This window comes from Bacillus cereus group sp. RP37 (assembly GCF_040459695.1).
Classification (GTDB): domain Bacteria; phylum Bacillota; class Bacilli; order Bacillales; family Bacillaceae_G; genus Bacillus_A.
On sequence record NZ_JARVHP010000001.1, the window covers coordinates 718,161 to 740,780 of the forward strand.

A 22,620-nucleotide genomic window follows, 5' to 3' on the forward strand; every position below is an offset into this window, starting at 1 on the left:
GATTATTTTTGTAAATACATATTAAGAAGAGGTTTGTTTCATGTAAAAAAGATGGTGTGTAGGTGGTGAAAGTATGAAAGAGCGCGATAAACAAAATTCATTAAACTCTAATTTCAGAATCTCGCCAAATCTTATTGGACCTACCTTTCCTCCCGTTCCAACGGGATTTACTGGCATTGGGATTACTGGTCCAACCGGTCCACAAGGTCCGACTGGCCCACAAGGACCAAGAGGAATTCAAGGTCCGATGGGGGAGATGGGCCCGACAGGACCTCAAGGTGTGCAAGGAATTCAAGGACCAGTTGGACAAATGGGGGCAACAGGGCCAGAAGGACAGCAAGGGCCACAAGGAGTAAGGGGACCACAAGGAGAAACAGGAGCGACAGGATCTCAAGGAGTGCAAGGGTTACAAGGTCCGATTGGTCCAACTGGAGCGACTGGAGTACAAGGAATACAGGGAATACAAGGATTACAGGGTCCGATTGGAGCTACTGGGCCAGAAGGAACGCAAGGAATTCAAGGTATACAAGGAGTACCGGGAGCAACTGGTCCACAAGGAATACAAGGAGCGCAAGGGATACAAGGTCCACAAGGACCGAGTGGAAATACGGGAGCAACAGGAGTAACTGGTCAAGGGATTACAGGCCCGACTGGAATAACAGGCCCAACAGGGATAACTGGACCATCAGGAGGACCTCCAGGTCCAACTGGTCCGACTGGAGCAACAGGTCCAGGGGGTGGACCGAGTGGAAGTACAGGGGCGACTGGAGCAACAGGAAATACAGGGGCAACAGGAAGTACAGGGGTAACAGGAGCAACGGGAACTACTGGTCCGACTGGAAGCACAGGAGCACAGGGCTTGCAAGGAATACAAGGGATTCAAGGGCCAATTGGGCCAACAGGTCCAGAAGGTCCGCAAGGAATACAAGGTATTCCTGGTCCGACGGGCGTAACTGGTGAACAAGGAATACAGGGAGTTCAGGGGATTCAAGGGATAACGGGAGCAACCGGAGATCAAGGTCCACAAGGAATACAGGGAGCTATAGGGCCTCAAGGTGTAACAGGAGCAACCGGAGATCAAGGTCCACAAGGTATACAAGGAGTACCGGGTCCATCAGGAGCAACGGGACCACAAGGAGTTCAAGGGATACAAGGTCCGATGGGTGAGATAGGCCCAACAGGTCCAGAAGGGCCAGAAGGACTTCAGGGTCCGCAAGGAATACAAGGAGTGCCAGGACCAGCTGGAGCAACAGGTCCAGAGGGCCCACAAGGAATTCAGGGAATTCAAGGGCAAGTAGGAGCAACGGGTCCAGAAGGTCCACAAGGAATACAGGGAATACAAGGGATTCAAGGTGTAACGGGAGCAACAGGAGCACAAGGAGCAACTGGAATTCAAGGCGTTCAAGGGAACATAGGAGCGACAGGTCCAGAGGGCCCGCAAGGTGTTCAAGGTGCACAAGGAGCGATTGGCCCAACAGGTCCGATGGGTCCACAAGGAGTTCAAGGAGTACAAGGAATTCAAGGAGCAACGGGTGCTCAAGGAGTGCAAGGTCCACAAGGAATACAGGGAATTCAAGGTCCAACTGGAGTAACAGGAGATACGGGTGTAACTGGAGCGACAGGGGAAGGAACTACAGGCCCAACTGGAGTAACCGGTCCAACAGGGGTAACTGGTCCTTCTGGAGGACCAGCAGGACCGAGTGGTCCAACGGGGCCATCAGGTCCGACTGGAGTGACAGGTCCATCTGGTGGACCACCTGGACCGACAGGAGCAACCGGTGTGACAGGAGCAACTGGAGATACCGGGGCGACAGGCTCAACTGGAGTGACAGGAGCGACGGGGCAAACGGGAGCAACAGGAGTGACTGGGTTACAAGGTCCACAAGGAATTCAAGGGGTGCAAGGAATCCAAGGTCCAACAGGCCCGCAAGGAGTTCAAGGTCCCCAAGGGATACAAGGAGTAACTGGAGCGACAGGAGATCAAGGTCCACAGGGAATCCAAGGTCCACAAGGAATTCAAGGTCCAACAGGTCCACAAGGAATTCAAGGGGAACAAGGTCCCCAAGGGATACAAGGAGCAACCGGAGCCACTGGAGCACAAGGTCCACAGGGAATTCAAGGGATACAGGGAGCGCAGGGCCCGACCGGTCCACAAGGCCCAACAGGAATTCAAGGTGTTCAAGGCGACATAGGTCCAACCGGTCCGCAAGGTGTGCAAGGATTACAAGGTCCACAAGGCCCAACAGGGGACACTGGAGCAACCGGAGCACAAGGTCCCCAAGGAATTCAAGGTCCACAAGGCCCGACGGGATCCACTGGAGCAACCGGAGCGACAGGCCCACAAGGAATTCAAGGCCCACAAGGAATCCAAGGTCCTACGGGAGTAACAGGTTCACAAGGCCAAACCGGAGCCACGGGTCCAACCGGTTCGCAAGGAATCCAAGGTCCAACAGGCCCAACAGGAGCTGGTGCAACCGGGGCCACTGGCGCAACGGGTGTGACTGGAGTTAGTACAACTGCAACGTATGCATTTGCGAATAATACATCAGGAACCGCTATTTCCGTTTTATTAGGTGGTACGAACGTACCATTACCAAACAATCAAAATATTGGCCCAGGAATAACCGTTAGTGGTGGAAATACTGTATTTACAGTTGCGAATGCAGGAAACTATTATATAGCTTATACAATTAATTTAACGGCAGGATTACTTGTAAGTTCTCGTATAACTGTAAATGGTAGTCCGCTTGCGGGAACGATAAATGCTCCGACAGTGGCTACTGGTTCATTTAGCGCACCGATAATTGCTAATTTGCCTGCGGGAGCTGCTATTAGTCTGCAGTTATTTGGATTAGTTGCAATAGCTACATTATCTACGACAACGCCAGGAGCTACTTTAACTATTATTAGATTAAGTTAATAGGAAGAAAACCTTGGGGCTTTTATGCTTCAAGGTTTTTATATCGTTATTTGTAGGTAATCTAATTGGTTAGGAAAGTTTTACTTTATTCACTTGAGCAAAAACATCGCAGTTCGAAAATATATTATAATAGAATGAAAAGAGAGAAATTTGGCAGAAAAGGAGGGTGGCGATGCAGGAGATGGTTAAAGATTTTTTTGGACGCCCACTTCAAGATTTGCGCATATCTGTCATTGATCGTTGCAATTTTAGATGTACATATTGTATGCCAGCGGAAGTGTTTGGGCCAGATTATGCTTTTTTAAAAGATGAGTTTTTACTGACGTTTGATGAAATTGAGCGTTTGGCAAAATTATTTGTTAGTATCGGTGTACGAAAAATTAGACTTACTGGTGGCGAGCCACTACTTCGTAAAGATTTAACAAAACTTATTGCACGTCTCGTGAAAATTGATGGGTTAGTAGATATAGGATTAACGACAAATGCGATTCATTTAACAAAGCAAGCAAAAGCATTAAAGGAAGCTGGATTACATAGAGTAAATGTTAGTTTGGATGCAATAGATGACGATGTATTTAAGGACATTAATGGCCGGAATATCAATACGAAACCTGTTATAAAGGGAATTATGGCTGCAAAAGAGGCCGGGCTTGATGTAAAGGTAAATATGGTTGTGAAAAAAGGGATGAACGACCATCAAGTACTTCCGATGGCTGCGTATTTTAAAGAGCAAGGAATCGCGCTTAGGTTTATTGAGTTTATGGATGTTGGTAGTACAAATGGATGGAACTTTGATCAAGTCGTTACAAAGCGAGAATTAATCGAAATGATTCATAGCGTGTATCCGCTTGAGCCAGCTGAAGCGCATTATTTCGGTGAAGTTGCGAAGCGATATCGTTACGTTGGAACAAATGTCGAAGTCGGTTTTATTACTTCTGTTTCTGAGTCATTTTGTTCCTCTTGTACGAGAGCGAGAATTTCGGCAGATGGAAAGTTTTATACTTGCTTATTTGCCACAGAAGGATTGGATGTAAGGGAACTTCTTAGAGGAAATCTTTCGGATGATGAGTTAGTAAGTGTTATACAAGATGTATGGATGAATAGAAAAGATAGGTATTCAGATGAACGGACAGAAGAAAGTGCAAAGAATCGTCCGAAAATTGAAATGTCTTATATAGGAGGATAAGGAAGGGGGCTATCGTATGCAGGAGCGATATTCAAGACAAATATTATTTTCTGGTGTTGGAGAAGAGGGACAGAGAAAAATTAGAGAGAAGCATGTGCTTATTATCGGCGCTGGTGCTCTCGGTGCAGCGAATGCAGAGGCGATTGTTAGAGCAGGTGTTGGAAAAATAACAATTGCGGATCGTGATTATGTAGAATGGAGCAATTTACAAAGGCAACAATTATATACAGAAGAAGATGCAAAGCAGTATAAACCGAAGGCGGTAGCAGCGGCAGAACATTTACAAGCGATTAATTCTGAGGTGGAAATAAATCCGGTTGTGACTGATGTAACAGTGCAAGAAATGGAAGAGCTAGTGAATGATGTAGATTTAATATTAGATGCGACAGATAATTTTGAAACGCGTCTTCTTATTAATGATATTTCACAAAAGTATAATATTCCGTGGATATATGGTGGTTGTGTCGGAAGCTACGGAGTAACGTATACAATTTTACCAGGAAAAACACCGTGTTTCCGCTGTTTAATGGAGCATCCGGCGAGCGGGGCAACATGTGATACGGCCGGTATTATACAGCCGGCAGTGCAATTAGTAGTTGCGCATCAAATAACGGAAGCGCTGAAAATATTAGTAGAAGACTATGGAGCGCTTCGCGAAACGATGTTATCGTTTGATCTTTGGAATAATCAACAGATGGCATTTAAAGTAAATAGGCAGAAAAAAGACACGTGTTTATCTTGCGGAAGATTACGTACATATCCGAGTTTAACATTTGAAGCACAAACGAAAACAGAAGTGTTATGTGGCCGAAATACAGTACAAATTCGTCCAGGTGTGCGGAATGAATTTAATTTAGAGGAAATTAACAAGCGCTTACAAAGAAGTGTGGATGTAAAAGCTACTCCGTATTTATTATCATTTCTCGTAGAGGAATTTCGTTTTGTTTTATTTACAGATGGCAGGGCGTTTATTCATGGGACGAATGATATAAATGTAGCAAAACGTTTATATGCAAGATATATAGGTTGAACCTAAAGAGAAACCCTTTAGGTTCAACAGAGAGAAGGTTAAGACTTTCTCGTATAATCTCCACTTTTTCCACCTGTTTTTTCAAGTAAGTACGTTTCGCCAATAATCATACCTTTATCAACAGCTTTACACATATCGTACACGGTAAGAGCGGTAGCGGAAGCAGCAGTTAAAGCTTCCATTTCAACACCGGTGCTACCTTCTGTTTTAACTTTTACTTCAATAAGTAATCGATATTGTTCTTCGGATTGTTTCCAATCGAAAGAAACGTCAACACCTTTTAATAATAAAGGATGGCACATTGGGATAATATCAGAAGTGCGTTTCGCAGCCATAATACCTGCGATTTGCGCAACTGCTAATACGTCACCTTTCCCGATTTCATTGTGAGAGATTTTATCGTAAATTTCTTTTGTAACGACAATGCTAGAGCACGCAATTGCTGTTCGAACGGTTGCTTTTTTGTCGCTTATATCAACCATCTTCGCGTGTCCTTGGTCATTAAAGTGTGTGAATGAAGACATGGAATTCCTCCTTGAAGTAATTTCTATTTAATATATAAAGTTTAATCGAGATAAAAAAAATTGCAAATATGAGGTGAGAAACGATGGTAGAAAAACGAATTCCGATTCAAGTTGCCGAGGCAGTAGAGAGGGTAATGGAATATGCGAAGAATGGTGAAATAGAAGAGATTTCTATTACGGAAAGTTATGGGAGAATTCTTGGGGAGGATGTTGTCTCTGATCATGACGTTCCTCATTTTGATCGTTCTCCTTACGATGGTTTCGCAATTCGAGCAGAAGATACGAAAGAAGCAAATCAAGAGAATTCGATTGAGTTTGAAGTGATAGGAGAAATCGGGGCGGGATCTGTTTTTTTAGATGAAGTAGGCCCTTTTAAAGCAGTTCGTATTATGACGGGAGCAGCTATTCCAGATGATTGTAATGCAGTCGTAATGCTAGAGCTGACGGAAGGTTTTGAGAAGAACGGAAAAGCATATATGAAGTTAAAGCGTCCTTTTAATAGTGGTGACAATGTGTCATTTAAAGGAGAAGATATAAAACAAAATCAAGTTCTCGTTAAGAAAGGTGTTGCAATCAATCCAGGTGTTGCGGCCTTATTAGCGACGTTTGGATATAGTGCTGTGAAAGTTGTGAAACAGCCTGTTGTGGGTATTGTGACGACAGGAAGTGAATTGTTAGAAGTACATGAGTCGTTAGAGCCGGGGAAAATTAGAAATAGCAACTCTTATATGATTGCGGCTCAAATTATGAAAGCCGGAGGAAAAGTTCGTTATTATGGCCAACTTGCCGACGAGTTAGATGCATGTTTTACAGCTGTTCAATCGGCGATGAATGAAGTTGATATTTTAATTACAACAGGCGGTGTGTCGGTAGGAGATTATGACTATTTGCCGGCTATTTATGAGAGATTACAGGCGAATGTACTCTTTAATAAAATAGCGATGAGACCAGGAAGTGTAACGACAGTAGCTGAAGTTGATGGAAAGTTACTTTTCGGTTTATCAGGAAATCCATCAGCTTGCTACGTAGGCTTTGAGTTATTTGTGCATCCGGTTATAAAGACATATTTGTATGCGAAGGAGCCTCACGTATATAGAGCTGATGCTATTTTACAAAAAGATTTTCCAAAGCCAAATCCGTTCACTCGTTTTGTAAGAGCAAAGGTGACAATCGCGGAAGGGGCATTACAAGCAATGCCGGTCGGTTTAGATAAATCGAGTGCGGTATCTTCACTCGCGGATGCAAATGCTTTTATTGTGTTGCCTGGAGGAACGAGAGGATTTGAGGCAGGGATGAAAGTGTCTGTATTATTGTTAGAGCACGCCGAGGGATGTGATTGGCCATGGGCAAAGCCCCTTCAATCTTACAAATAGTAGGGTATCAAAATAGCGGGAAAACAACACTTGTTGAGAAAGTTGTGTATGCATTAGCTGAACGAAAAATGAAAGTTGCTACCATTAAACATCACGGACACGGAGGTTTTCCAGAAGTAGCGCAAAAAGATAGTGAAAGGCACCGCCAAGCTGGTGCTGTTGTCAGTAGCGTAGAAGGCGCTGGGTTACTTTCACTTTCGTCATTAAGAGAGGAATGGCCTTTGCAAGAAATTATTCGCTTATATGAGTTTTTTGAAGTGGATACAATCTTAATTGAGGGCTATAAAAAAGAGAGCTATCCGAAAGTCGTGTTACTTCGTTCTGAAGAAGACGTTGAACTTTTACATAAAGTAGAAAATATAGTAGCGGTTATTACGTGGCATGATGCTCCGGCGAACTTACGAGAAGAATATAAAGTATTTCATATAACAGAAGAAGAGTTGTATATAGACTGGTTTTTACAAACGGTAAGGAGTACAAAATGACAAATACGTATTATGAAGTAATTGATACAGAAATCTCGATTGAAGAGGTAGCGAAGAAAGTAATTCGCCGTGAATGCGGTGCTGTTACAACATTTATTGGAACGGTTAGAGAGTTTACGAAAGGGCGTCGTACATTATATTTAGAATATGTCGCTTATAAAACGATGGCAGAAAAGATGCTACAGAAAATCGGCTTAGAAGTGAAAGAAAAATGGCCAGGTACACACGTTGCAATTACACATCGCATCGGTACACTGCAGATTTCTGATATAGCGGTTGTTGTTGCTGTTTCAACGCCGCATCGTAAAGCGGCTTATGAGGCGAATGAATATATTATGGAACGCATAAAACAAATTGTTCCGATTTGGAAAAAAGAGTTTTGGGAAGATGGAGACTCTTGGATTGGTGATCAATTAGAAAAAACGCCATATCCGGCTGGAGAGCCTGGGAAGGAGCTATAAGTATGATTCGAGTATTGTTATTTGCGCACTTGCAAGAGGAAGCAGGAACAAGTGAATTACAAATAGAGAAAGAAAATATTACGGTTGCAGAGTTAAAAAATGTTGTCGCGAAAGAATATAATGTAGCAGTGACAGAACCAATTATGGTTGCGATTAATGAAGAATACGCTAATGAAGATGACACGATTCAATCTGGTGATGTTGTTGCACTAATCCCGCCAGTGAGTGGTGGTTAATATTGGATTCCTTAAAACGACTTTCCTACATAGGGAAAGTCGTTTTTTTATGGCAGTTTTGAGAACACTAGTCTATAGAACAAGGAGGGAACTATGAAAAAAATATGTGTAGTTATCACAATGCTATGTGCGGCCTTTTTCTCTTCTCCAAGTGATTCTTTCGCGAAAGAATCAAGAGAACAACTTTTAGAGAGTGCATTATCGAATAGGTACTATTCAGTTGTTAGACAAGTGACAGAAGATCAATATGAATGTGATTCAGTTATAAATATAAAGCGTCTCGGCAAAAAAGATGAGTTCGTTCCTAGATTTGAAGTGACGCTACAATTTCTTACATTTCAAGGGGCGCATAATCCGCCGAATGATAAAGTTACACTTACTTTGGAAGATCATTTAGATCATATAAAAATAAAGAAGGTGGAACGAGAAAAAAATGTCTCTAGTGCAATCGTAGAAAAGGTTTGCGCACGAGCGAAGGAAAAAATGAAAGCACACTCTCATGGTGTAGAGCGGTAATTAATGACATTTTGTAGAGAAAGGTAATGAGCGATGGATATACTTTTAGCGATTTTACCGGCTATATTTTGGGGAAGTATTGTGTTATTTAACGTGAAACTGGGCGGAGGACCGTATAGTCAAACGCTCGGTACGACGCTTGGCGCACTTATTTTCTCGATTGTTGTTTATATTTTTGTGAAGCCAGTACTAACTCCTACTGTTATTGGAGTTGGAATTGTGTCAGGTTTATTTTGGGCGCTTGGTCAGGCGAATCAATTAAAAAGTATTGATTTAATGGGTGTTTCGAGGACGATGCCGATTTCGACAGGACTTCAATTAGTTGCGACGACTTTATTTGGAGTCATCGTATTTCATGAGTGGTCTACGACAATATCAGTCGTTCTTGGCGTGTTGGCGCTCGTTTGTATTATTATCGGTGTTATTTTAACATCGCTTCAAAGTGAAGAAGAAAAGAATGCAGAGCAAGCAGGGAATTTTAAAAGAGGCATTATCATTTTATTAATTTCAACAGTCGGTTATTTAGTTTACGTAGTAGTGATTAGGCTATTTAACGTAGATGGTTGGTCGGCTTTATTACCACAAGCAGTTGGTATGGTATTAGGGGGCATTTTACTTACGTTTAAACATCATCCATTTAATAAATATGCGATACGAAATATTATTCCAGGATTAATTTGGGCAGCTGGAAATATGTTTTTATTCATTTCGCAGCCGCGTGTCGGAGTCGCAACAAGTTTTTCATTATCGCAAATGGGGATTATTATTTCGACGCTTGGCGGGATTGTTATATTAGGTGAAAAGAAAACGAAACGCCAATTGACGGGGATTGTTGCCGGTATCGTTTTTATTATCGCAGCTGGAATTATGTTAGGTGTTGCGAAAAGCTAAAGGGGGTATTGAAATGTATAGTGATTTAGAAGGAAAAGTCGTCGTTATTACAGGATCAGCAACTGGTCTTGGAAGAGCGATGGGAGTAAGGTTTGCTAAGGAGAAAGCGAAAGTGGTTATTAACTATCGCTCCCGAGAGTCTGAAGCGCATGATGTACTAGAAGAAATTAAAAAGGTAGGCGGAGAAGCGATTGCTGTAAAAGGAGATGTCACGAGTGAATCGGATGTTGCGAATCTCATTCAATCTGCTGTAAGAGAGTTTGGTACGCTCGACGTTATGATTAATAATGCGGGAATAGAAAACGCGGTACCATCTCATGAAATGCCGCTAGAGGATTGGAATAAAGTAATTCATACAAATTTAACAGGTGCTTTTTTAGGAAGCCGTGAAGCGATTAAATATTTTGTGGAAAACGATATTAAAGGATCTGTCATTAATATGTCTAGCGTTCATGAAAAGATTCCGTGGCCATTATTTGTGCACTATGCAGCAAGTAAGGGTGGCATTAAACTGATGACAGAAACGTTAGCGTTAGAATACGCACCGAAAGGTATTCGAGTAAATAATATTGGGCCAGGTGCAATAAATACGCCGATCAATGCAGAAAAGTTTGCTGACCCTAAAAAACGTGCTGACGTAGAAAGTATGATACCGATGGGTTACATTGGAAAACCAGAAGAAATTGCAGCAGTAGCAACTTGGCTTGCTTCGTCAGAGGCGAGCTATGTAACTGGAATTACGCTATTTGCAGATGGCGGAATGACGTTATATCCATCATTTCAAGCTGGGCGTGGGTAATAAAAAGGACAAAGAGTTCGATCTCTTTGTCCTTTTTGCAAAAAAAAATAGCGGCCAGCTATTTTAAAATTAATGATTAATTGTATCTTGAAGAAATTCTGTCGCTTGATGTTCAGAAACATTTTGTACGAGTGCAACTTCGCTAATCATCATTTTTCGTGCATTATCTAGCATTTGTTTTTCGCTCGCATTTAATGCTCTTTCTTTATTACGGCGAAGTAAATCCCGAACAACTTCTGCACTATCTTGCAGATTGCCGTTTTTCATTTTTTCCATATTCATTGTATATCTTTGTTTCCAGGAAAGTGATGTATCTGATTCCCCGTTTTGAAAGTCAATAAGTATATCATCTAACGTACATTTATCTACGATATAACGAATACCTGATTTTTTTAGTTGATCCATAGGAAGCATTACTTGCATATCTTTACTAATGATACGTATCACACAATATTGACGTGTTGTTCCTAATATTTCTTTCTCTTCAATGGCTTCGATGACCCCTGCGCCGTTCATTGGATAAACGATTTTATCACCAATTTGAAACAAATCATCCACCTCCATATGTGGTAACCACTTTTAATGATATCACAAGTTTGTAAAAATGTCAAATTTTATATAATACCATAATATTAATATTTGAGTCAATAAGTAAAAACTCTTTTTTTATATTTTTTTACTTTTTCTTATTGATGGTTTTTTAGAAAAATAGTACAGGCGAAGAAAGAAGGCATATCCACTTATTTTTAAGCATAAAATGTAAAATCGCTAATACAATATACCTAAATCCGTTCTTTGCAAAGGAGGGAGAGAAGGTGGGGCGCACAATAAAAATTGATATTACAAATAAAGTGGTAGCTAAATTTAGACCAGATTGTTTGGAATTATATACGAGTAAATTTATGATAGGTAAGTTTTATGTCTATACTGAAGGTAAACAATATGTGTTAGAAGACGGATATATATATGAAGACGGAAAATTTTATCGCATCATAGATACGCACCGTGGCAATAATCAAGCGGCGGAGGGCTGCGATCTAGGATGGTGTTAACATGATTCGTGTAAAAGTGTTTGATGAAAGTCATGAAAAAGACTTAGAAGACGCTGTAAATGTTTTTTTGAAAAAGATTGATGATAGTAACTTTGTAGATATTAAGTACCAAGTTGGTGTTTCCATTAACGATGACGAAAACCAAATTTATTGTTTTTCAGCAATGATCGTTTATAAAGCATAAAAAAGAGCTGGGTGAGCCAGCTCTTTTTTATGCTTTATGTTGGGACAACATGTGTCGGTAATACGTTCATAATAGATTGGGGTGTACCTAATTTCTTTGTCGTTAAAAGAGGCTCCCCTGTTTCATGGTTTTGGGCATCTGTACACATACCAAGGTGATAGCGATCACCTAAAAATGGATCGATATAAAAACCGTTTTTGAATACTTTATCATTCGGATGTTTTTCATGGTGAATGTCAGAACAGTTAATGCAATAGAACATAGCTTTCATCCCCTTTTTATTTTTGTTTGAAAAAAGTGAGTCGGTAGTCATTTCGCTCCTAAGGAAATGTTGAGGAGAAGAGAAATAACTACCTACTCAAATGGTGGGCATATTCCTTCTGATTTTTCATATCCCGCGTAGTGTCCCTTGAGGGAAGGAGGAGAGACGAAATACGCATGATATAAGCAAGGCTCTTCTTTCAAGATGAATGATGGGGTTTCATGTTAAGAGAAGTTTTTATTTTTTGTTGCCTTTGTGAGTATATTATGAAGGAATGCTGAGAGGGTGTTTGTCCTGTTGAAAAAATGTTGAGGATTTCTCAACAGTAAAAAAGAATTAGCGTTGACATGAAACTAAAAGGTGTTATATCATCTAAATATAACCAAAAGGTGTTATATTTGAGCGCCGAATAAAGGAGAAAGAAACAGTAAACAAAAACATAGACAAAAGTAGGCAAAGTAGTTATTTACACAAGAGTATCAAATTCAGGTCAGAAAGATGATTTAGAAAATCAGGTTGAGTTTTTAAAAACATTTGCAAATGCACGAGGAATGATTGTAGATGAAGTTATCAAAGATATTGGTAGCGGATTAAACTACAAAAGAAAACAGTGTAATAAGCTGATTGACAGTTGTATGGAAAGAAATATTTCGACGATCATCATTGCACACAAAGATAGATTTGTACGTTTTGGATATGATTGGTTTGAAGAGTTTCTTCGTAAAATGGGAGTGGAAATTATGATTGTTAACAATGAAAAATTATCTCCTCAAGAAGAACTTGTTCAGGATTTAATATCTATCATTCATGTATTTAGCTGTAGAATATATGGGTTGAGAAAATACAAAAAGAAAATCTCGGAAGATGAAGACCTATGAAAAGAGCATATTTAATAGAAATCAAACCGACAACTGAACAAGTTAGTAAAATCCATCAAACTATTGGGGTCTGTCGATATGTATATAACCTGTATATCTCTAAAAATAAAGAGGCATATGAGTCGGAGGGGAAATTTCTTAGTGGCTATGACTTTTCCAAATGGCTAAACAACATTCATACAAAAGAGTGTGATCAGTGGATTAAAGAAGTGTCGAGCAAAGCGGTAAAACAAGCGATTATGAATGGAGATAAAGCTTTTAAGCGATTTTTTAAAGGTTTATCTCAGTTTCCACGATATAAAAAAAGAGGAAGCAAGATGTGAAGTGCTACTTTCCGAAAAACAACAAAACAGATTGGACAGTAGAAAGACATAGAGTAAAAGTCCCTACAATTGGTTGGGTAAGGTTAAAAGAGTATGGATATATCCCTAAAAATGCAACTGTAAAAAGTGGCACAGTATATCAAAGAGCAGGAAGATATTTTGTATCTGTACTTTGTGAATTGGAAGAAATGGCAACAAAGTTAGCACTCAATAAAATAGGTCTAGGGATTGATTTAGGAGTGAAGGATTTTGCTACACGTAGCGATGGTATCGTTCATGAAAACATCAACAAAACAATAAAAGTAAAAAAGATAGAAAAACGGTTAAAACGTGAACAACGCTCTTTAGCACGTAAATTTGAAAATCTAAAAAAGAGAGGTGAAAAATCTGTTACTAATAAAAGAGTGAATATAGATAAAAATGTTCTTAGAGTGCAAAAGTTGCATGCTCGATTAGCGAATATTCGAATAGAGTATGTAAAGTCTATTGTAAATGATGTGGTGAAAACCAAGCCAACGTTTATTACAGTAGAAGATTTGAATGTGAAAGGTATGATGAAGAACAAACATCTATCTAAAGCTGTAGCACAACAATGTTTTTATGCTTTTAAAACATTGTTATCAACGAAATGTAGGGAATATGGAATTGAACTACGGCAAGCGGACAGATTCTATCCATCTTCTAAAATATGTTCATGTTGCGGTCAAAAAAAGTCGGATTTAAAGCTGTCTGACCGAGTATATACATGTGAATGTGGCAATGTAATAGATAGAGATTTAAATGCGTCAATCAACCTTTTACAAGCAAAAAAATATACAATACTAACGTAAATAGATTGTATATATGTACGGTGGGCTACATCGGAATTTACGCCTGTGGAGTGTCACAGCAAACTGTAGTAGCAAGTGATTAGCGAGGCAGGGCACGTAGAAGCAGGAATACTCTAAGAATATTCATTTGTCTATATTTTTAGTAGCAGAATGAAAATGGAACAACAAAATACATTAACTGATATTAAACAAACGATCGTTTTCAACGCGTCTATTCAAAAAGTATGGAATGTAGTATCAACTGCAGAAGGGATTGCCTCATGGTTTATGCCAAATGATTTTGTATTAGAGGTAGGGCATGAATTTCATGTGCAATCACCATTTGGGCCATCACCATGTAAAGTGTTAGAAATTGATGAGCCAAATCATCTATCTTTCTCATGGGATACAGATGGCTGGGTTGTTTCATTTAATCTGAAAGATCTAGGAGATAATAAAACAGAATTTACATTAATTCACGGCGGCTGGAAACATCCTGATGAAATTCTTCCGAAAGCGAATGCGAAGAGCTCTATTATTCGCGATAGAATGAGCGGTGGATGGGTAGCGATTGTAAATGAAAAACTGAAAAAGGTTGTCGAAGGTTAAGTGTCCTCTTCAGCAGCGAAATATGATGTATTTCAAGCAATTGCTGATCCAACCCGCCGAGAAGTAATACGGTTATTAAGTGACAAAGAGTTACCGATTTCAAAAATAACGGATCATTTTCCGATGAGTCGTACTGCGGTTGTAAAGCACCTTCATATTCTTTCAGAAGCAAATTTAGTAAGTGGAAGAAAAAGTGGAAGAGAGAAGATATATCGTTTGCATCCAGAACCACTAGAGGAATTACAACAGTGGCTCTCGTATTATGAGCGTTTTTGGGATAATAAATTGTCCATGCTGAAACATATTGTGGAGAATGAAGAGTAAAAAGAGGATGACCATTTTGGTCATCCTCTTTTTTATTGCTCACTTGTTTGTGTAGCTGGCTTTAATAAAAGCCAAGCGATAATTAATGTAAATACTGCTAATACGAAAGTACTCATATAAATGACGTGAACACTTGCTGCTAACGCTTCTTGCGATTCGGTTACTACGTTTGCTGTAGTTCCTCCGTGTCCGCCACCAGATACAAGATCAAGGTTTTTAATACCACGTGCGTGAATCATCGTATTGAAGATTGTGCCGAATATTGCAGCACCTAATGTTTGACTAAATGTATTAATAAATGTGTTTAAACCAACGGCTGTTCCGCGTGTATGAGCTGGTACGGCTGCTTGAATTGTTACCATGTAAATCGGTGTCACAAGCCCCATTCCTAAGCCGAATAATCCGACTGCTACATAAATAAGAAACGATGGTGAATGTGTTGATAATGTAAATAATAAGAACGTAGCGACTGATAAAATGCTAGCTCCAAGTAAAATAATTTGTTTCGTTTTTAATTTGCCAACTAAGTTACCAGAGAACATTGCACCGAATGTCCACATAACAGGAATCGGCATTAAAATGAGTCCGGCTTCTGTCGCGTTTTTTCCTAATACACCTTGGCTCCAGATTGGAAGGTATACCGTAATACTAATAATCATGGCACCGGCAATGAGAGTTAGTATGTTTATCGTAGATAATGTACGATTAGAGAAAAGTGCTAACGGAATTAATGGTTCCGGAGATTTTTTCTCGATGAATAAGAAAAGAATGAATGAAACGACGGCAAAGATTAATAGACCGATAATTGTAATGTCTCCCCAGTTTTGCTTACTGCTACCTGTTAATAGTGCGTATAGTAGAGCGATCGTACTTAATGAGAAGACTGTTGCACCAAGATAGTCGATATGATGCTTAGCAGGCTTAATAGATTCTTTGTAGTAAATGGCAATCATTAAGCAAGCGATAATTCCGAATGGAACGTTTAAGAAGAAAATATAACGCCAAGATAGAGAATCAACTAAAAATCCACCTACTAACGGCCCGATAACACCAGATACACCCCAAACGGCACTCATCCAGCCCTGTGCTTTCGCGCGGTCTTTCGCTTCGCTATATAGGTCTCCAATAATCGTCATTGTGATCGGCATAACAGCACCAGCGCCTATACCTTGAAGAGCACGGAAGAAGATTAATTGTTCCATTGATGTAACGACTCCGCAAAGTGCAGAACCGATTAAGAAGATTGCTGCTCCAATGAGCAAAACTTTTTTACGGCCAAATAAATCAGCCAATTTTCCGTATATTGGAGTCGAAACAGCTGTTGCAAGCATATAAATTGCATATACCCAACTAACAAGTTCGACGCCTGACAAATCACTCGTTATACGAGGGATCGCTGTACTAACAATCGTTCCTTCTACCGCAGAAAGAAACGTCATTAGCATTAAAGACATCATGACTTTTTTTCTCATTTGTTTTCCCCTTACCCTTTTTCAATTGTTCAACAATATAAAATATAAAGGTACTAAGGTATATAAAGCAACAAAAAAGAAATGGGAGGGTGAGAGGAGGGGATATTTGTCGTTCTTTGTTGGTAAGTCGATATCTCTTGCTGGATCGCCGATATATCTTGCAAAAGCACTTATATAATTTCATGTACCTATAAAAAAAGAAACAGGAAGCCCTGTTTCTTTTTTAATACTGCATTTTTGCATTTTCTCCAGCTGTTGTTCCGGCAATTCTACCAGTAACAAGAGCAGATGTAATGTTATAGCCGCCAGTATAACCGTGAATATCAAGAACTTCTCCGCAGAAATATACGCCGTTCGTGAATTTAGAAGACATTTCTTTCGGATTAATTTCTTTAACGGATACACCGCCGCCAGTAACAAATGCTTTTTCAATTGACTGCGTACCATTTACATTTACAGTAAACTCTTTAAAGTCTTTCACAAGTGCACGAATCTTCTCGTGAGAAACTTGTCCAGCTTGTTCACTACCGTCAATTTCATTTTTTTCTAATAAGAATAGGAAGTAACGTTCAGGAACATAACCTTTTAGCACGTTTTTAATTCCTTTTTTCGGATCTTCCTTCATTTGTTTCAGCATGCGCTGGAATAGTTGTTCACTATTTTCTTCTGGCAATGCATCAATACTCATTTGAACTGTATTCGTTTTAAACTTTTTCAGTGCTTTCACAACGAATTGGCTACAACGAAGAGCAGCAGGACCAGATAGGCCGAAATGAGTGAAGAGCATGTCCATTTTATGAGAAATGATAACTTTTCCTTTCGGGTTTAATACGCTTAAGTTTACATCTCGTAAAGCAAGGCCTTGTAAGGAGCGGTCACGAATAAATGGTTCGTTTGAAAGGATTGGTACTTCTGTTGGGAATAGTTCTGTAATGGTATGCCCAGCTTTTTCAGCCCAAGCATATCCGTCTCCAGTAGAGCCGGTTTGAGGAACAGATTTTCCGCCAACAGCGATAACGACGTGATTTGTTTCGAGTACTTCGCCAGTTTGCAGTACTACTGCCTGCGTTTGCCCGTTCTCATATTCAATCGTTTCAACAGGTGTATTCGTACGAATTTTTACACCTAAGTCTTTTAATCGTGTTAAAAGTGCGTCTACTACCGATTGTGCTTTATTTGATACAGGGAACATACGGCCATGGTCTTCTTCTTTCAGTTTTACACCGAGATTTTCGAAGAATGTAATAATATCTTCATTATTGAAAATAGAAAAAGCGCTGTATAAAAAGCGGCCATTTCCTGGTATATGTTTAACGATCTCATCAAGTGGTAGACGGTTCGTTACGTTACAGCGACCGCCACCAGAAATCGCAAGTTTACGCCCTAATTTGTTTCCTTTATCAAGAAGTAAGACATTTGCGCCTTCTTCTGCAGCACCGATTGCAGCCATTAGCCCAGAAGGCCCGCCGCCGATGACAATAACATCATAATGCATAATATATCGACCTCATTTTCTACATTTCCTGCCTAAAAGAATAGCATGTTTTCCCTTAAAAGAAAAATAGAGTGAAGTACTGCTTACAGGGAGAATTGTGGTACAATACAAAAGTTAGAGTTCAGTACTATCCTGCTATTTGTGGGCAATAAAACTAAAACCTTAAGATGTAAGAGAAATAAAAAGGGAGTTTGGCAGCCCGTAAATACTCGAATAGTTCAATTAATTATAGTTTCACTTTATGTAGATGTAGGAGGATTTTTGTATGTCCGATTCGAAATTTCTGCGCGGAACGCTTATTGTTACGTTAGGGACATTTTTAGTAAAGTTCTTAGGCATGATTTACGTCTTTCCGTTTCATGCATTAGTAGGTACAGAAGGCGGAACGCTCTATACATATGGATACATTCCATATACGATCTTTTTAAGTATCGCAACGGCAGGGGTGCCGCTTGCTGTTTCAAAATTTGTTTCCAAATATAATGCGCTTGGCGATTATAAAACGAGCCGGAGAATGTTCCGCTCGGGAATGGTTATGATGATAGTAACAGGAGTTCTTTCGTTCCTAGTTCTATACATGACGGCGCCACTGTTTGCAGAAGCAATGCTTGGTAAACAAAGTATACACAGTAATGTAGAAGAAGTTACGACGATTATTCGTCTTGTAAGTTTTGCTCTTATTGTTGTACCAGCAGCGAGTTTAATTCGTGGTTATTTCCAAGGTCACCAATCAATGGGGCCCACTACTGTTTCGCAAATTATTGAGCAAATTATTCGTATCGTCTTTTTATTAGCGGGTAGTTTTATCGTTATTAAAGTACTTGGCGGTACAGTTGCAACAGCAGTTGGGGTAGCGACATTTGCTGCGTTCGTTTCGGCAGTTGGAGCGCTCGGTGTACTCATTTGGTACTGGTTAAAACGGAAAAAACATTTGGATCAATATTTAATTGAACAAACCGCACCAGAATCGACAGTGAGTACCGTTCAACTATTTAAAGAATTATTTGCATATGCGATTCCTTACGTTGTAATTGGGTTAACGATTCCTTTATATCAACAAATTGATACATTGACATTTAACTCAATTATGCAGGCGATTGGCCAAGGTGATATCGCAGAACGTGCGCTTGGTATTTTCACAATGTGGACGCATAAATTAATTATGATTCCTGTATCGCTTGCGACAGCGTTTAGTTTAACGCTTGTACCAGCAATTACAAAATCATTTACTGAAAAACAATATCGTTATTTAAAGTTACAAATTACACAAACATTCCAGGCAAATATGTTCTTAACATTGCCAGCAGTTGTCGGTATTTCAACACTTGCATATCCAATTTATACTGCGTTTTACGACTCAGATCCATTAGGTGGACAAGTATTAATGTGGTATGCACCGGTTGCGTTGTTATTCGCTTTATTTACAGTAACAGCAGCAATTTTGCAAGGGATTAACCAACAGAAGCATGCGATTATCGCGCTTATCATGGGTGTTATTTTGAAATTTGTATGTAACGTAATCTTTATTCGTTATTTCGGTACAGTTGGAGCGATTTTAGCAACAGCAGTCGGCTTCTTAGCTTCCGTATGGTATACGAATAGACAAATTAAAAAACATGCACACTATTCATTTGGTGTTGTATATAAGAGAACTTTCCAAATTGCAGTATTAACACTTGTAATGGTCGTTGCTGTAAAGTTATCACAATGGATTCTATCCTTCATGATTTCGCCTGATGGCCGAATTGGTGCTCTTATTACAGTTGTGGTTTGTGCAGGTATTGGTGGTCTTGTTTACGGATTGTTAGCGATTCGCACAGGAGTACTTGAAAGAGTATTTGGCGGAGAAGCATTAGAGAAAATTCAACGTAAACTTGGCAGTAGATTCAAAATAAAGTTGAAATCAAAAGGGGCGTAATTACGTCCCCTTTTCTATGATAAATAAAGAAGGTGAAAAACGTGAGATTAGATAAATTATTAGCGAATATGGGATATGGAAGTAGAAAAGAAGTAAAGAAATTATTGAAAGACGGCGTTGTGAAAATTGATGGAACGCCAGTGAAAGATGCAAAGGTTCATGTAAATGTAGAAGAACAAGAAGTTATGATTCACGGTGAAGTTGTGGAATATAAAGAGTTTGTTTACTTAATGATGCATAAACCACAAGGCGTTATTTCAGCGACAGAAGATGATAACCATGAAACGGTAATAGATTTATTAGAATTAGAAGATGCAATCTTTGATCCGTTCCCAGTTGGAAGACTTGATATTGATACAGAAGGTTTCTTATTAATAACAAACGACGGGAAGTTATCACATCAATTGTTATCTCCGAAAAAGCATGTGCCGAAAAAATATTATGCACACGTTGCAGGAGTAGTAACAGAAGAGGATGTAGAAGAGTTTGCTAAAGGTGTTATTTTAGATGATGGCTATGAAACAAAGCCAGGGGCACTCACAATATTAAAAAGCGATGATATTTCTGAAATCGAGCTTGTCATTACAGAAGGAAAGTTCCATCAAGTGAAGCGTATGTTTGAAGCGGTAGGGAAAAAAGTAGTCTACCTAAAGAGAACAGAGATGGGACCGTTAGTATTAGATGAAGAGCTAGAACTTGGACAATACCGAGAGCTATCAGATGAAGAAGTAGAAATGTTAAGAACATATCAAGTAGATACTGAGAAATAGTGCTGTTTTTAGGCGCAGAAAAGACCCCTTTCTAATGAGTTAGAAAGGGGTATGTATTTATTTACATACAATTATTTTTCGTTATGAGGTCATTCTCACTTTCTTTCCTGTTGTTGTCCACTTACCGCGGCAAGGGCTATACACGAGTTCATTAAACTGCAACACATTTAGATCACGTTGTATCGTTCGCGGTGTGATCCCGAACTCATCTACAAGGTCTTTCGTCGTTACCGTTCCGTTTTCATTGATGTACATATAAATTGATTTAATGCGTGTTAGCATACGAGTAGTTGTAGGTTTCAAGAGAAAACCACTCCTCTACTAGTTTTTTTGACCCCATTCAGGAAAGAAGGTCGTTACTACCATTGTACTCTACATGATAAAATTCATGCTTTAATCTACTTAAATTTTACAAAAGTTTAACAAAGATTCATATAGAAAAATATTGGTAGTTGACATTATATATATGGTCAGTCAACTAACACATAAAATTCTACGTAAAACGCCAAATTCCTGCAAATTTTTTTGGGAAAATAAAAGAAAAACTAATGAGAAATATCTGAAATATTACAATTGTTCGGTATTTGAGTTTCGTGTATGGCATAAGAGATTTCGGTTTGTTATGATGAAAGAAACAATATAGTGAAGGATGGATGCGTGATGTCAGCGATTAATTGGACAGAAGAAGTTGCAAAACGAAAAGATGATTTAATTCGTGATACACAACAATTTTTACAAATTAAAAGTGTATGGGAAGAAGAATCGGCGAAAGAGGGCGCACCATTCGGTGAAGGTGTAGAAAAAGCTTTATCTTTCATGTTACATAAAGGAGAAGCTGAAGGTTTTGCTTCTAAAAATTTAGAGGGGTATGCAGGTCATCTTGAAATGGGACAAGGAGAAGAATTAGTAGGTATTCTTTGTCACGTTGATGTTGTACCAGAAGGAGATGGCTGGACGACTCCGGCATATAGCGCGGATATTCGCGATGGAAAGATTTTTGCACGTGGTGCAATTGACGATAAAGGCCCAACGATGGCAGCTTATTATGCGATGAAAATTGTGAAAGAATTAGGTTTACCTCTTTCAAAGCGCGTTCGTATGATTTTAGGAACAGATGAGGAAAGCAATTGGAAATGTGTAGATCACTACTTTAAAAACGAAGAAATGCCAACAATTGGTTTTGCGCCAGACGCGGACTTTCCGATTATTAATGCAGAAAAAGGAATTTCTGATATACAAGTTGTGCAAAATGGTAGTGAAGAGAAGAAAGGTACATATGAACTTGTTTCATTTGAATCAGGTCGCCGTTTAAATATGGTTCCTGATTTTGCAGAAGCGATTATTACAGGAGAAGATGTAAATGCTCTTACAGTAGCATATGAAGAGTATTTACAAACTGCTAAAAAAATAGGTGAAGCAATTGTAGAAGGTAATACGGTGACGTTGCAAATCAAAGGGATTTCAGCTCACGGATCTACTCCGGAGAAGGGCGAGAATGCCGGTTTATTACTGGCAAACGTTTTAACGAAAGTTGCTCTTGATGGAAAAGGGGCTTCGTTTGCATCGTTTGTAACAGAAACATTTACAGGAGATATTTTAGGAGAGAAAGCTGGTATTTCTTATAAAGACGATATTAGCGGACCATTAACAGTAAATGTTGGTCGCCTTTCTTATACGAAAGAAAATGGTGGCAATTTAGGATTAAATGTACGTTATCCAGTTACGACTAACTTTGAAGAAACGATTGCAAAGTTAAAAGAATACGTTGGTACTCATGGATTTGAAGTGGCAGATTATTCAAACTCTCGCCCGCATCACGTTGATAAAGATCACGTATTAATTCGTACGTTGCAACGCGTATATGAAGAACAAACAGGAGAAAAAGCAGAGCTATTAGCAATTGGCGGCGGTACTTACGCTCGTTCATTGAAAGCTGGCGTTGCGTTTGGTCCGTTGTTCCCTGGAAAAGAAGAACTTGCGCATCAAAAAGACGAGTACATTGAAATTGAAGACTTATTAAAAGCAACAGCAATTTACGCGCAAGCAATTCATGAATTAGCGAAGTAATGGATATATAAATAATGACCGCTCTCTATTTTGGAG

The 22,620-nt window shown here is 39.4% G+C and carries 23 protein-coding genes and 2 pseudogenes; 19 read left to right on the forward strand and 6 right to left on the reverse strand.

The genetic code is table 11. From position 1 onward, the window contains the following. Positions 1 to 73 precede the first annotated feature (73 nt). The 3 genes from QCI44_RS03765 to QCI44_RS03775 all read left to right on the forward strand — a co-directional run bounded on the left by QCI44_RS03765 (position 74) and on the right by QCI44_RS03775 (position 5,136). Positions 74 to 2,920: a BclA-related collagen-like exosporium protein gene (locus QCI44_RS03765; protein ID WP_353811006.1), complete on the forward strand. Its 2,847-nt coding sequence runs from the start codon at positions 74 to 76 to the stop codon at positions 2,918 to 2,920. A gap of 172 nt (positions 2,921 to 3,092) precedes the next feature. Continuing rightward, entirely contained in the window at positions 3,093 to 4,106 is a 1,014-nt protein-coding gene (gene moaA / locus QCI44_RS03770) for a GTP 3',8-cyclase MoaA (protein ID WP_016085882.1), read from the forward strand. Positions 4,107 to 4,122: 16 nt separating this feature from the next. Next, positions 4,123 to 5,136: a molybdopterin-synthase adenylyltransferase MoeB gene (locus tag QCI44_RS03775; RefSeq protein ID WP_016085883.1), complete on the forward strand. Its 1,014-nt coding sequence runs from the start codon at positions 4,123 to 4,125 to the stop codon at positions 5,134 to 5,136. Positions 5,137 to 5,174: 38 nt separating this feature from the next. Here the strand turns inward: QCI44_RS03775 and moaC are convergent, their stop codons facing one another. Beyond that, a complete protein-coding gene (gene moaC / locus QCI44_RS03780) occupies positions 5,175 to 5,660 on the reverse strand; it encodes a cyclic pyranopterin monophosphate synthase MoaC (protein ID WP_088084437.1) in 486 nt (161 codons plus the stop codon). Between the two features lie 83 nt (positions 5,661 to 5,743). Between moaC and moeA the strand changes: the two genes are divergently transcribed. The 7 genes from moeA to QCI44_RS03815 all read left to right on the forward strand — a co-directional run bounded on the left by moeA (position 5,744) and on the right by QCI44_RS03815 (position 10,421). Next, the gene (moeA, locus tag QCI44_RS03785; RefSeq protein WP_016085885.1) at positions 5,744 to 7,033 is read left to right on the forward strand and encodes a molybdopterin molybdotransferase MoeA; all 1,290 of its coding nucleotides are present in this window, start codon (positions 5,744 to 5,746) and stop codon (positions 7,031 to 7,033) included. Continuing rightward, positions 7,003 to 7,518, forward strand: coding sequence for a molybdopterin-guanine dinucleotide biosynthesis protein B (gene mobB / locus QCI44_RS03790; RefSeq protein WP_033659786.1), 516 nt, complete (start codon positions 7,003 to 7,005; stop codon positions 7,516 to 7,518). Before moeA ends, mobB begins: the two co-directional genes overlap by 31 nt. After that, entirely contained in the window at positions 7,515 to 7,979 is a 465-nt protein-coding gene (moaE, locus tag QCI44_RS03795; RefSeq protein ID WP_016085887.1) for a molybdopterin synthase catalytic subunit MoaE, read from the forward strand. Before mobB ends, moaE begins: the two co-directional genes overlap by 4 nt. Before the next feature lie 2 nt (positions 7,980 to 7,981). Then, positions 7,982 to 8,215: a molybdopterin converting factor subunit 1 gene (gene moaD, locus QCI44_RS03800; protein WP_016085888.1), complete on the forward strand. Its 234-nt coding sequence runs from the start codon at positions 7,982 to 7,984 to the stop codon at positions 8,213 to 8,215. 93 nt (positions 8,216 to 8,308) lie between these two features. Continuing rightward, positions 8,309 to 8,731: a DUF3888 domain-containing protein gene (locus QCI44_RS03805; RefSeq protein WP_016085889.1), complete on the forward strand. Its 423-nt coding sequence runs from the start codon at positions 8,309 to 8,311 to the stop codon at positions 8,729 to 8,731. Positions 8,732 to 8,764: 33 nt separating this feature from the next. Next, entirely contained in the window at positions 8,765 to 9,622 is an 858-nt protein-coding gene (gene glcU / locus QCI44_RS03810; RefSeq protein ID WP_016085890.1) for a glucose uptake protein GlcU, read from the forward strand. 13 nt (positions 9,623 to 9,635) lie between these two features. Next, the gene (locus tag QCI44_RS03815; RefSeq protein ID WP_016136872.1) at positions 9,636 to 10,421 is read left to right on the forward strand and encodes a glucose 1-dehydrogenase; all 786 of its coding nucleotides are present in this window, start codon (positions 9,636 to 9,638) and stop codon (positions 10,419 to 10,421) included. Positions 10,422 to 10,490: 69 nt separating this feature from the next. Here the strand turns inward: QCI44_RS03815 and QCI44_RS03820 are convergent, their stop codons facing one another. Continuing rightward, the gene (locus QCI44_RS03820; RefSeq protein WP_080117830.1) at positions 10,491 to 10,985 is read right to left on the reverse strand and encodes a CarD family transcriptional regulator; all 495 of its coding nucleotides are present in this window, start codon (positions 10,983 to 10,985) and stop codon (positions 10,491 to 10,493) included. Positions 10,986 to 11,236: 251 nt separating this feature from the next. Between QCI44_RS03820 and QCI44_RS03825 the strand changes: the two genes are divergently transcribed. Continuing rightward, entirely contained in the window at positions 11,237 to 11,473 is a 237-nt protein-coding gene (locus QCI44_RS03825; RefSeq protein ID WP_000533797.1) for a DUF2553 family protein, read from the forward strand. Position 11,474: 1 nt separating this feature from the next. Continuing rightward, the gene (locus QCI44_RS03830; protein ID WP_000621751.1) at positions 11,475 to 11,657 is read left to right on the forward strand and encodes a sporulation protein Cse60; all 183 of its coding nucleotides are present in this window, start codon (positions 11,475 to 11,477) and stop codon (positions 11,655 to 11,657) included. 34 nt (positions 11,658 to 11,691) lie between these two features. On the opposite strand, the gene QCI44_RS03835 is transcribed toward QCI44_RS03830, so the two are convergent. Then, positions 11,692 to 11,919, reverse strand: coding sequence for a DUF3973 domain-containing protein (locus QCI44_RS03835; protein ID WP_033659785.1), 228 nt, complete (start codon positions 11,917 to 11,919; stop codon positions 11,692 to 11,694). Between the two features lie 455 nt (positions 11,920 to 12,374). On the opposite strand from QCI44_RS03835, the pseudogene QCI44_RS03840 reads away from it, so the two are divergent. The 4 genes and pseudogenes from QCI44_RS03840 to QCI44_RS03855 form a co-directional block, all read left to right on the forward strand. Beyond that, positions 12,375 to 12,797 (forward strand): annotated as a pseudogene (locus QCI44_RS03840) (IS607 family transposase); the annotation flags it as partial. Next, positions 12,794 to 13,950 (forward strand): annotated as a pseudogene (locus QCI44_RS03845) (RNA-guided endonuclease InsQ/TnpB family protein). The pseudogenes QCI44_RS03840 and QCI44_RS03845, both read left to right, overlap by 4 nt. Positions 13,951 to 14,106: 156 nt before the next feature. Beyond that, the gene (locus QCI44_RS03850; protein WP_000437776.1) at positions 14,107 to 14,538 is read left to right on the forward strand and encodes an SRPBCC family protein; all 432 of its coding nucleotides are present in this window, start codon (positions 14,107 to 14,109) and stop codon (positions 14,536 to 14,538) included. After that, entirely contained in the window at positions 14,539 to 14,862 is a 324-nt protein-coding gene (locus QCI44_RS03855) for an ArsR/SmtB family transcription factor (protein ID WP_000098837.1), read from the forward strand. It abuts the gene before it with no gap. A gap of 32 nt (positions 14,863 to 14,894) precedes the next feature. Here QCI44_RS03855 and QCI44_RS03860 read toward each other — a convergent pair whose 3' ends face one another. Together QCI44_RS03860 and QCI44_RS03865 are read right to left on the reverse strand one after the other, a co-directional pair. Next, positions 14,895 to 16,334, reverse strand: a complete 1,440-nt coding sequence (locus QCI44_RS03860; protein ID WP_016135484.1) for an MDR family MFS transporter — start codon at positions 16,332 to 16,334, stop codon at positions 14,895 to 14,897. 223 nt (positions 16,335 to 16,557) lie between these two features. Next, entirely contained in the window at positions 16,558 to 17,829 is a 1,272-nt protein-coding gene (locus QCI44_RS03865; RefSeq protein WP_016085897.1) for a BaiN/RdsA family NAD(P)/FAD-dependent oxidoreductase, read from the reverse strand. A gap of 265 nt (positions 17,830 to 18,094) precedes the next feature. On the opposite strand from QCI44_RS03865, the gene QCI44_RS03870 reads away from it, so the two are divergent. Both QCI44_RS03870 and QCI44_RS03875 read left to right on the forward strand, forming a co-directional pair. After that, entirely contained in the window at positions 18,095 to 19,747 is a 1,653-nt protein-coding gene (locus tag QCI44_RS03870; protein WP_016085898.1) for a putative polysaccharide biosynthesis protein, read from the forward strand. 41 nt (positions 19,748 to 19,788) lie between these two features. Beyond that, positions 19,789 to 20,517 (forward strand): pseudouridine synthase, encoded by a 729-nt coding sequence (locus QCI44_RS03875; RefSeq protein ID WP_016085899.1) that lies wholly within the window; start codon positions 19,789 to 19,791, stop codon positions 20,515 to 20,517. An 81-nt stretch (positions 20,518 to 20,598) separates the two neighbouring features. Here QCI44_RS03875 and QCI44_RS03880 read toward each other — a convergent pair whose 3' ends face one another. Beyond that, positions 20,599 to 20,820: a DeoR family transcriptional regulator gene (locus QCI44_RS03880; RefSeq protein WP_000805512.1), complete on the reverse strand. Its 222-nt coding sequence runs from the start codon at positions 20,818 to 20,820 to the stop codon at positions 20,599 to 20,601. A gap of 357 nt (positions 20,821 to 21,177) precedes the next feature. Here QCI44_RS03880 and pepV point away from each other — a divergent pair, with 357 nt between their 5' ends. After that, positions 21,178 to 22,584 (forward strand): dipeptidase PepV, encoded by a 1,407-nt coding sequence (gene pepV, locus QCI44_RS03885; RefSeq protein WP_016085900.1) that lies wholly within the window; start codon positions 21,178 to 21,180, stop codon positions 22,582 to 22,584. Positions 22,585 to 22,620 lie beyond the last annotated feature (36 nt).

Coding starts and splice junctions, on each gene's coding strand:
- QCI44_RS03815 (WP_016136872.1), top strand. CDS start 9,636: ATGTATAGTGATTTAGAAGGAAAAGTCGTCGTTATTACAGGATCAGCA.
- QCI44_RS03830 (WP_000621751.1), top strand. CDS start 11,475: ATGATTCGTGTAAAAGTGTTTGATGAAAGTCATGAAAAAGACTTAGAA.
- moaC (WP_088084437.1), bottom strand. CDS start 5,660: ATGTCTTCATTCACACACTTTAATGACCAAGGACACGCGAAGATGGTT.
- pepV (WP_016085900.1), top strand. CDS start 21,178: ATGTCAGCGATTAATTGGACAGAAGAAGTTGCAAAACGAAAAGATGAT.
- moaE (WP_016085887.1), top strand. CDS start 7,515: ATGACAAATACGTATTATGAAGTAATTGATACAGAAATCTCGATTGAA.
- QCI44_RS03805 (WP_016085889.1), top strand. CDS start 8,309: ATGAAAAAAATATGTGTAGTTATCACAATGCTATGTGCGGCCTTTTTC.
- moeA (WP_016085885.1), top strand. CDS start 5,744: ATGGTAGAAAAACGAATTCCGATTCAAGTTGCCGAGGCAGTAGAGAGG.
- QCI44_RS03865 (WP_016085897.1), bottom strand. CDS start 17,829: ATGCATTATGATGTTATTGTCATCGGCGGCGGGCCTTCTGGGCTAATG.
- QCI44_RS03835 (WP_033659785.1), bottom strand. CDS start 11,919: ATGTTCTATTGCATTAACTGTTCTGACATTCACCATGAAAAACATCCG.
- QCI44_RS03775 (WP_016085883.1), top strand. CDS start 4,123: ATGCAGGAGCGATATTCAAGACAAATATTATTTTCTGGTGTTGGAGAA.
- QCI44_RS03860 (WP_016135484.1), bottom strand. CDS start 16,334: ATGAGAAAAAAAGTCATGATGTCTTTAATGCTAATGACGTTTCTTTCT.
- moaD (WP_016085888.1), top strand. CDS start 7,982: ATGATTCGAGTATTGTTATTTGCGCACTTGCAAGAGGAAGCAGGAACA.
- moaA (WP_016085882.1), top strand. CDS start 3,093: ATGCAGGAGATGGTTAAAGATTTTTTTGGACGCCCACTTCAAGATTTG.
- mobB (WP_033659786.1), top strand. CDS start 7,003: ATGGGCAAAGCCCCTTCAATCTTACAAATAGTAGGGTATCAAAATAGC.
- QCI44_RS03765 (WP_353811006.1), top strand. CDS start 74: ATGAAAGAGCGCGATAAACAAAATTCATTAAACTCTAATTTCAGAATC.
- glcU (WP_016085890.1), top strand. CDS start 8,765: ATGGATATACTTTTAGCGATTTTACCGGCTATATTTTGGGGAAGTATT.
- QCI44_RS03850 (WP_000437776.1), top strand. CDS start 14,107: ATGGAACAACAAAATACATTAACTGATATTAAACAAACGATCGTTTTC.
- QCI44_RS03870 (WP_016085898.1), top strand. CDS start 18,095: ATGTCCGATTCGAAATTTCTGCGCGGAACGCTTATTGTTACGTTAGGG.
- QCI44_RS03820 (WP_080117830.1), bottom strand. CDS start 10,985: ATGGAGGTGGATGATTTGTTTCAAATTGGTGATAAAATCGTTTATCCA.